11 protein-coding genes and 1 pseudogene are annotated in these 9,279 nt (G+C 37.0%); 7 read left to right on the forward strand and 5 right to left on the reverse strand.

Features of this window, described 5'->3' with window-relative positions:
- Positions 1 to 2: 2 nt before the first annotated feature.
- Both C7N65_RS12325 and C7N65_RS12330 read right to left on the reverse strand, forming a co-directional pair.
- Positions 3 to 407 (reverse strand): annotated as a pseudogene (locus C7N65_RS12325) (UvrB/UvrC motif-containing protein); the annotation flags it as partial.
- Between the two features lie 134 nt (positions 408 to 541).
- Positions 542 to 1,003 carry a CtsR family transcriptional regulator gene (locus C7N65_RS12330; protein ID WP_105994736.1) on the reverse strand — a complete coding sequence of 154 codons (462 nt, stop codon included), beginning with the start codon at positions 1,001 to 1,003 and terminating at the stop codon, positions 542 to 544.
- Between the two features lie 171 nt (positions 1,004 to 1,174).
- Between C7N65_RS12330 and C7N65_RS12335 the strand changes: the two genes are divergently transcribed.
- The 3 genes from C7N65_RS12335 (at position 1,175) to C7N65_RS12345 (ending at position 3,103) form a co-directional block, all read left to right on the forward strand.
- Entirely contained in the window at positions 1,175 to 2,386 is a 1,212-nt protein-coding gene (locus C7N65_RS12335) for a NupC/NupG family nucleoside CNT transporter (RefSeq protein WP_105994737.1), read from the forward strand.
- 103 nt (positions 2,387 to 2,489) lie between these two features.
- Entirely contained in the window at positions 2,490 to 2,933 is a 444-nt protein-coding gene (locus C7N65_RS12340) for an ASCH domain-containing protein (RefSeq protein WP_105994738.1), read from the forward strand.
- Between the two features lie 17 nt (positions 2,934 to 2,950).
- Positions 2,951 to 3,103: a hypothetical protein gene (locus tag C7N65_RS12345; RefSeq protein ID WP_234019094.1), complete on the forward strand. Its 153-nt coding sequence runs from the start codon at positions 2,951 to 2,953 to the stop codon at positions 3,101 to 3,103.
- 240 nt (positions 3,104 to 3,343) lie between these two features.
- Here the strand turns inward: C7N65_RS12345 and C7N65_RS12350 are convergent, their stop codons facing one another.
- Positions 3,344 to 3,514 (reverse strand): Blp family class II bacteriocin, encoded by a 171-nt coding sequence (locus C7N65_RS12350; protein ID WP_105994739.1) that lies wholly within the window; start codon positions 3,512 to 3,514, stop codon positions 3,344 to 3,346.
- A gap of 569 nt (positions 3,515 to 4,083) precedes the next feature.
- On the opposite strand from C7N65_RS12350, the gene C7N65_RS12355 reads away from it, so the two are divergent.
- A complete protein-coding gene (locus tag C7N65_RS12355; RefSeq protein WP_105994740.1) occupies positions 4,084 to 4,590 on the forward strand; it encodes a GNAT family N-acetyltransferase in 507 nt (168 codons plus the stop codon).
- A gap of 21 nt (positions 4,591 to 4,611) precedes the next feature.
- On the opposite strand, the gene pdxT is transcribed toward C7N65_RS12355, so the two are convergent.
- On the reverse strand, positions 4,612 to 5,190 hold the full coding sequence (pdxT, locus tag C7N65_RS12360; protein ID WP_105994741.1) for a pyridoxal 5'-phosphate synthase glutaminase subunit PdxT: 579 nt from the start codon (positions 5,188 to 5,190) through the stop codon (positions 4,612 to 4,614).
- A gap of 1 nt (position 5,191) precedes the next feature.
- Positions 5,192 to 6,079 carry a pyridoxal 5'-phosphate synthase lyase subunit PdxS gene (gene pdxS, locus C7N65_RS12365; RefSeq protein WP_105994742.1) on the reverse strand — a complete coding sequence of 296 codons (888 nt, stop codon included), beginning with the start codon at positions 6,077 to 6,079 and terminating at the stop codon, positions 5,192 to 5,194.
- A gap of 96 nt (positions 6,080 to 6,175) precedes the next feature.
- On the opposite strand from pdxS, the gene C7N65_RS12370 reads away from it, so the two are divergent.
- From C7N65_RS12370 to C7N65_RS12380, 3 genes are all read left to right on the forward strand, one after another.
- Entirely contained in the window at positions 6,176 to 7,546 is a 1,371-nt protein-coding gene (locus tag C7N65_RS12370; RefSeq protein ID WP_105994743.1) for a PLP-dependent aminotransferase family protein, read from the forward strand.
- Between the two features lie 10 nt (positions 7,547 to 7,556).
- The gene (locus C7N65_RS12375; protein WP_105994744.1) at positions 7,557 to 8,030 is read left to right on the forward strand and encodes a GNAT family N-acetyltransferase; all 474 of its coding nucleotides are present in this window, start codon (positions 7,557 to 7,559) and stop codon (positions 8,028 to 8,030) included.
- 135 nt (positions 8,031 to 8,165) lie between these two features.
- A partial coding sequence (locus C7N65_RS12380; protein WP_105994748.1) for an MFS transporter occupies positions 8,166 to 9,279 on the forward strand: 1,114 nt, incomplete at its 3' end.

A 9,279-nucleotide genomic window follows, 5' to 3' on the forward strand; every position in this document is an offset into this window, starting at 1 on the left:
TATTATCCCTCGCTTTCTGCTTTTAGTGCTTTAATCTCATCGCGGACAACCGCAGCTTCTTCAAATTCTTGTTTCTCTATCAATTCTTGTAAATATTTATCTTTTGCTTCTATTTGTTTCTTAATTGCTAATTTGTGCTGAGAGGAGACAGGTGTCTTGCCGACATGCTCGATTTGACCGCCTTGCACACGTCTGACAATATCCACAATATCCTCTTTAAAAGTAGTGTAACATTGTGCACACCCAAACTTCCCTTTATATGCAATATCTTTCAGTGTCATATGGCAATTCGGGCATTTCTTTTCTTCTCTGATAGTTAAGTCTTCTAATTGTATACCGTGCTTAGAAGCCAAATGCTGAAGGATTTGTTTTATAACAAAAGAGCCTTCCATGTCATCTTGATTGTTCTGCCATGTAGGTTCCTCTTCATTACTTTCTGCTATTACTCTCTTTATTGTTTTAGGTTGTATTTCATTTTCGCTGTGCTTATCAGACTTTGGTGTATGCATTGATTTGTCAGCCATGTGCAGCCTCCTATCTATTAATAGTAATTAATGACCGGTAACAGCTGTTTCAATATATTTGCTCGAACAATATCTCTTGCGACAACTTCCATTCTTAGTGTGTCTCTATCTATCACTGCAAGCATCATTTTGGCTTCGCGCAGTGTAATATATTGATTATCAAGCAATCCTTCGATCACATAATGTGCTTGTTGCTGAGAAATAGAATCGCCGATGATTTGTAAGAGGTGATTAATGTAACCCTTCGTATCCTTAGTTTCAACTTTCGTGATTCGGATATAACCTCCACCACCGCGTTTACTTTCAATTTCATAACCGTGTTCATTGGTGAATCTTGTCTTAATTACATAATTAAGCTGAGAAGGCACACAGTCAAAGCGTTGAGCAATATTCGCTCGTTGTATCTCAACAACATCTTTATTCGATTCCTCAAATAAATGTTTAATGTACTGTTCTATGATGTCGGACATATTGTGCATGGATATCACCCCTTTTTTGACCTTCTTTGACTATATTATATGACCAACTTTGACCTTTTTCAACCAATATGATTTAAAAAATTTTCGACAACCTTAAAATTGGGATGTTCGTGAGCGTTATTTTCCTGTATCATATTGTATGAAATAAAAAATAAAGGATGAAGTTAAACCATGCATATACTTATTGCTTTAATTGGGATTGTTTTCTTTTTAGCACTTGCATTTGTTTTCAGTTCTGATAAGAAGAATATCAAATGGAAATATGTGGGTATCTTGCTTGTCATCCAATTCATCTTCGCTTTCCTACTATTAAAAACAAATGTGGGAATTACTGTAATTGGTGGCATTGCCCATGGCTTCTCTTACCTGTTGTCTAAAGCAGCAGAAGGAGTTAATTTCGTGTTTGGAGGGTTTAAATATGTAGACCCTAAAAACCCGCCGTTCTTCTTTAACGTATTATTGCCGATTGTATTTATCTCTGCGATTATCGGGATCTTGCAATATACGAAAATCTTACCGCTTATTATTAATGTTTTAGGTTTCTTGATTTCAAAAATCAACGGTATGGGACGTTTAGAATCTTATAATGCCGTAGCAGCTGCGATTTTAGGACAATCTGAAGTATTCATTTCATTGAAAAAACAACTGCCTTACATACCTAAGCAGCGTTTATATACTTTAACTGCTTCTGCGATGTCTACAGTTTCCGCTTCAATTATCGGTGCATACTTTACATTATTAGATCCTAAATATGTGGTAACAGCGATTGTCTTAAACTTATTCGGCGGTTTCATTATCGCTTCTATCATCAACCCTTATACAGTAGATGAAAAAGACGATAAATTATTAGTCGAAGAGACAGGCGCAAAACAGTCGTTCTTTGAAATGTTGGGAGAATATATTTTAGACGGCTTTAAAGTGGCAGTGATTGTAGGTGCGATGTTAATCGGTTATATCGCTATTATCGCTTTATTAAACGGTATTGTCAGCGGTATTTTCTCTGGCGTATCTGGCGGCGCAATCAAATGGGACTTCCAAACATTAATCGGATTTGTGTTTGCACCATTTGCATTCTTAACAGGTATTCCTTGGGGAGATGCAGTGAAAGCAGGCTCATTAATGGCGACTAAATTATTATCTAATGAATTCGTTGCAATGCTTGATTTAGGCAAAATGCAAGGCTTATCAGAGCGTGCAGTCGGCATTACATCTGTATTCTTAGTATCATTTGCGAACTTCAGTTCAATCGGTATCATTTCAGGTGCCATCAAATCTTTAAATAACGAAAAAGGCGACGTAGTTGCCCGCTTCGGTCTTAAACTTTTATTCGGTGCAACACTTGTATCATTTATTTCTGCAGCGATTGCAGGCTTCTTCATGTAAGCACCTTACTACACAACGGCTTCCTTTTTCAGGAGGCCGTTTTTTTGCGTTGCATTTCACCTTTTCTTCGTGTAAAGTAACACTTAATAATGGAGGGATAATTATGAGCATCGATGCATTTTGGAACAAATTCATAACTGAATATCCAACATACCAAGATTCTTCTTACACAGCATGGCAATTCGGCGTAGATGCAACACATTTAGCCGAACTGGTTTCACAAGGTATCAAAACTGCGACAACAAGCGGTTTAGCGTTTTACGTTGAAGAACAAGAGCCTTTGCCGAAAGTCGATGACCTGAGTATCGTTCTAGATGCACAAGATAATCCCATCTGTGTAATCAAAAATACCAAAGTATACCAAGTCCCATTTTCTGAAGTATCAAAGGAACATGCATATAAAGAAGGTGAAGGATCACGAACATTAACATATTGGAGAAATGTCCATCGTGATTTCTTTATTCCTGAATACGCAAGCATTAACCAGTCATTTCATGAAAATCAAATAATGGTCTGTGAAGAATTTAAATGTCTCTATTCAATATAAATAAAGTAGGTGACTCTATGGACTTAAACACACTACAAATCAGTAAATTCCAAGAAACAGATACACAAGTAGTTGTAGATTTAATAATCGACACACTTAGAACGACAAACATTAAAGATGAACAGAGTACTTCGAATAACACAGAGCTAAATTTATGTCCTGCTCCATAACCAAAGCGATTCACTATCTGTCTTGTCTTTCTATGTAACAGTTATTTATAGTACTTATATTTTATCTCCTCAAATATCACGATTCTTTTTCTTGTCTTTTATCTTTTTAATAAATAAAGGTAATAATAATAGAAGTAGAATAGGTAACTTCATAAGTCACATCTCCTTTTCTTTTAAATTCACAATCTAAAGTTTAAAAGAAAGGCATACAAAAGCATACCTTTCTTCCAAACCAAATTGTTAATCACAAAATGTGGCCATTCCTACTAAACCGCCACCCCAAAAACCAATAGGACCACCAGCAGCGCCAACCATTGCTGATCCAGCTGTACCAATTAAGCACTTAGCCATTCCGCCACCATTTACAGATTTTAATTCTTCTAAATTTAACTTTCTTGTTTCCCACTTCATAAAACCACCCCTAAACTATTTTATTTTAAAAGAAAACGTTTTCATTTATATTATAATGTACAAATCTTATAGAAGTCAACTTGTTTATGCACCATTAAAAACGCGAGTAGCTGGATATTGAGGTATCCTTGGAATGCAAAACAAGTTATCTTTATTATCGATATTCATTTGAAAATCCGCATCAAAACTGCTATTTTTAAAATAAGAATATTCTAACTATTTTAACTATCGATTAAACTTTTTTCTCTCTAGCTTCGATTTTTTATTTTTTAGTTAATACATTGTCTATGAAGAATTATTGTTTGAGGGACTGAAGTCTGCAATAACACTCAAATAGCTAATTGTGGTGTAGAAAATAAGTGTTATCCAACTAGACGCTTTATAGCAAGTGATTTAATGTGTGTCAAAACTAATTCTAAATGATGAACATACGCTCATCTGCTGGAGACTGTAAATATTAGATTTTTGAACCTGAATTTAAATCGATTCACCACCCTTTCGCTGAAGCTGAAACCATGGTGAGTGAAGAATTTAAATGTATATACACAAAATAAAAAGAAGGTGTCCCTATGAAATTGAATGAGATACACATCAGTAAATTCCAAGAAACAGATACACAAGCAGTTGTAGATTTAATAATCGACACGCTTAGAACAACAAACATTAAAGATGAACCGAAGGAAGATATTGAAAGTTACGCAAAAGATATCACACCTGAAAGCATTCAATATAAAGCAGAACACGTCAATTTCTATGTTTTTAAGATGAATGATCAATTAATCGCCACAGGTGCTATCGGTCCTTATTACGGCAGTGAAACAGAATCATGCTTCTTTTCTATTTTTGTCTCTCCTGATTACCAGCAGCAAGGTATCGGAAGATTGATTATGGATACTTTGGAAGATGACTATTATTATCATCGAGCAGAACGTCTGATTATTCCTGCATCTATTACGGCTGTTCAATTCTATAGAAAACACGGTTATGATTATATAGACGGTAATCAAACACCAGATCATGAGGGTCTGATATATCTTGAAAAATTTAATGCGACACAAAAAAGCGAGCAACCTTAATGGCTGCTCGTTTTTGATTGTTTATACACTTGCTTTTTTACTTTCAGCAACAATATGATCAATAAAGTATTCTGTAACACGATAATCATCTGTTAATTCAGGATGGAAAGAAACACCTAAATAGTTGCCTTCTCTCACTGCTACGATTTTATCGCCGACTGTACTTAATACTTCTACATTGTCACTGTTTACTTTTTCGATATGCGGTGCTCTGATGAAGACCGCTTCAATATCTTCTGCAATACCGTTAATGTCTAATTCAGATTCGAAGCTATCTACTTGGCGTCCAAATGAATTACGTTCAACAGTAATATCTAATTTCTTCAAGTATCCTTCTTCACCTACGATATCTTGTGCTAAGACAATCAATCCTGCACAAGTCCCAAACATAGGCAAATCTGAATTGACTAATGCTTCTTTGAAGCCGTAAAGGTTCATCAAACGACGCAATGTCGTTGATTCCCCTCCTGGCAAGATTAAACCGTCAATTTCTTCTAATTGTTCAACACGTTTGATTGCGACACCTTCGTGGCCGCTTAACTCAATATGACGCAAGTGTTCGCGCACTGCGCCTTGTAAAGCTAGTACACCGATTTTCATCTTACCAGCCACGCTCTTGCATACGTTCTTCTAATGATAATTGGTTAACATCTAAACCTCTCATTGCTTCACCTAAGTCTTGAGCTAATTTACCGATGAGTTCGTAATCAGTGTAGTGTGTTGTTGCTTGAACAATTGCTTTTGCGAATTTTTCAGGGTCTTCTGATTTAAAGATACCTGAACCAACGAATACACCGTCAGCACCTAATTGCATCATTAATGCAGCATCTTGAGGTGTCGCAACACCGCCTGCTGCGAAGTTAACAACCGGTAAACGGCCATTGTCTTTGATTGATTTTAAAACTTCGTATGGTGCACCGATTTCTTTAGCGAATGTCATGATTTCATCATCCGGCATTACTGTTAATTTAGCGACTTCAGAGTTCACTTGGCGCATATGACGTACAGCTTCAACGATGTTGCCTGTACCAGGTTCACCTTTTGTACGTAACATTGCAGCACCTTCGCCGATACGACGTGCAGCTTCGCCTAAGTTGCGGCAGCCGCATACGAATGGTACTGTGTAGTCGCTTTTCAATAAGTGATACTCTTCATCTGCTGGTGTTAATACTTCTGATTCATCGATATAGTCTACACCCATTGCTTCTAATACACGTGCTTCTGTGATGTGACCGATACGGCATTTAGCCATTACAGGAATAGAAACAGCATCCATAACTTCTTGTACAATTTTAGGATTGCATGCACGTGCTACTCCGCCAGCTGCTCTGATATCTGATGGTACACGTTCAAGCGCCATAACTGCTACTGCGCCTGCTTCTTCTGCAATTTTAGCTTGTTCTGCATTGACAACGTCCATGATAACGCCGCCTTTTTGCATTTCAGCCATTCCTCGTTTTACTCGATCTGAGCCTACAATTTTAGACATACTAAATACCCCTTTTCTGATTGATTAAATCCAGTTTAAAGGATAAACTGATAGTGTTAAAGGACCAATTTCGATAAATAATAGGAGGTCAGTTGAATGAAACAACCCTTATACATGCAGTTATACCAAACTTTAAAAGAACAAATCATTGAAGGACAGTATCAATCTGGTGACCGTTTCCCATCTAAACGCCGTTTAGCAGAACATCATTCCTTAAGTAATACAACGATAGAGCATGCCTATCAGTTCTTATTAGATGAAGGCTATATCTATTCCAAACCGCGCTCAGGCTATTATGTATCAGACATTGAATCTTTACCGATTGTGACAAAAGACAACCCTGTCGTTGATATTAAGAAAGAAGCACCCGCTGCTTCTGATATACAATTCAGTTTTGACCTGGCACGTATCGATACACAACACTTCCCTTGGCAGCAATTTCGCAAGTATTCGCGTGATGTCTTTGATGAATCAATGCCAGACATTTTACAACCTGGCCATCAACAAGGCGAATATCGTTTAAGACAAGCGATTGCACATTATCTCTTTAACAGCCGAGGTGTGAATTGCCATCCAGAACAGATTATTATCGGTTCTTCTACTGAACAATTAATCAACCAAGTGACTGATATCTTAACAGACCGCTCTTACATCATTGAATATCCAAGCTATCCTCCTATCAAGCAAGTATTAGATAAAAAGGAATTGGATTATAAACAAGTACCTGTCACGAAAAGCGGTATAAATATGAAACAAGTCTTTAATTCCAATCGCCAAGTTGTATATGTGACACCTTCACACCAATTCCCTACTGGTTATGTGATGAATTTAAAAACACGTACACAATTGATCAACTGGGCCCAGCAGCACCCTGAACGCTTTATCATTGAAGATGATTATGATTCTGAGTTCCGCTATTTCAGCAAGCCGATTCCTGCCCTGCAAAGTTTGGATACGACGGGAAAGGTTATTTATATAAGTACCTTTTCAAAATCACTCTTTCCAAGCTGCCGTATAGCATTTATGGTATTGCCTAAAGCATTAATCCAAACTTATGATGCTTTGCCTGACAAAGAAGGCAATACAGTCCCTGCACCTATGCAGTATATGGTCGCACAATTTATGGAGAAAGGTTCATTCGAACGTCATTTAAATAAAATGCGTAAAGTTTATCGGCATAAATTGACTTACATTATCGATGCTTTGTCACCTTTTAAAAATCAGTTGCTGATAGAAGGTGCCACAACCGGCATGCACTTCACATTGACCGTCAAAAATGGTTTGGATTTGGATACTATTTTAAAACGTGCAGAAACGCATCATGTAAAATTAAAACCCTTGGTGCACTATATGAAGAAAGAAAATTATGATGTGCATGCCCCTAAGTTTATTGTAGGTTTCGGAGGCATTCCAGATGATGAATTAGAAGCGCATACGCAAGCATTAATCAAAACTTTAGTACGATAAGGAGGAAACTATGCATGCCATTCAATTAATCCCATATGATTCGAAATATAATGCACAGCTCAAAGAATTCTCTATAGCTAAAGAAGAAAGTGCCTTTGCACTTAAGCCTTTAGCCGCATTAGAAGATTTAGCAGATCAGGAATATCCTGTCATTGTGTTGTATGAACAACTACCTGCCGGCTTCTTAAGGTTGAATCAAAATCAAGAACGTTTCGGACTCAGTGACAATCCAAATTCCATTTTGGTCAAATCATTTTCTGTAACAGAAATCATGCAAGGCCGAGGAATTGCACAAAGTGCACTAAAACAGCTTCCGCATTATGTCAAACAGCATTTTCCAGAAGTGGATGAAATTGTTCTTTCCGTAAACTTCAAAAATCCTAAAGCAATTCATGTTTATAAGAAAATAGGATATAACGATACAGGACGTGTTATCGGCGGTATTGCCGGTCCGCAACATGTTATGTCTTATCGTATAGATTAAGTGAGCACAAAAGTGTTCACTTAATTTTTTGAATAATTTTTGTACATTGACTCTCTTAATGGACTTCTATATAATCGGAACATATTTGCGTTTTTCGGAGGTGTAAATGTGAAGAAATATCCCATCGCAATATGGATGCTGGCTATCGGCGCATTCGCTATCGGAATGACAGAATTCGTCATTATGGGTTTGCTTCCAAATATTGCGCATGATTTTAAAGTAACAGTGAGTCAAGCAGGTCAATTGATTACTGGCTATGCTTTAGGTGTCGCTATTGGCGGTCCGATATTAGTAATGTTAACGATCAAATTAAACAGAAAATATTTACTGATTTTGCTGATGTCTATCTTTATTATTGGCAATATCGCCGCATCATTCAGTACCAGTTACGGCTTTATGATGACCGCACGTATTATCACTTCCCTAGCCCATGGTTCATTTTTTGGCATCGGTTCTATACTTGCGGCTAACATGGTTCAACCTCAATATCGTGCAAGTGCAATGGCACTGATGTTCATAGGCCTCTCACTCAGCAATATTTTAGGTGTACCCTTTGGAACATTAATTGGTCAAAATTTCGGATGGGCTATGACATTTATTGTGATTGCCATTATCGGCTTTTTAGCATTGTTAGGCATCATTGCTTTTGTGCCTAACCCGAAAACAGTTCCTGATTCTTCTGTGATGAATGAACTGAAGATATTGAAAGAGAAACGTTTATGGCTGACTTTAGCAGTAACGCTCTTCGGCTTCAGCAGTGTTTTTGCATATTTCACTTACATCTCTTCTATTTTGATAGATGTATCGCACATTAAAGAAAGCTTGATTTCCTTTATGCTGATTATTTTCGGAGTGGGTGTCACATTAGGTAATATGATCGGCGGAAAACTGGCAGACTGGAATCTGAACAAAGCATTAAAACTGATTTTCAGTGTCTTTATTCTTTATTTTATTGTGCTGTATTTCATTCAGATGAATGGCATTATTATGGTTTTAGGTATTTTCCTCTTTGGTGTGATCGGCTTTAGTATGAGTCCTTCACTGCAATTTAAAAGTACCATCATCTCACAAGATGCGCCGACATTAGCAAGTACCTTAAACCAATCCGCCTTTAATTTAGGTAATGCATTGGGTGCCTTTGTAGGTGGATTAGTTGTGACACATTTACCAATTGCTTCATTAAGTTTAATTGCACCATTACTCACTTTAATTGGTTTAGCTTTCTTAATGATTTCAATTAAAGTCGATC

Origin of the sequence: Staphylococcus simulans, from assembly GCF_002994445.1 — a bacterium.
Taxonomy (GTDB): Bacteria; Bacillota; Bacilli; order Staphylococcales; family Staphylococcaceae; genus Staphylococcus; species Staphylococcus simulans_B.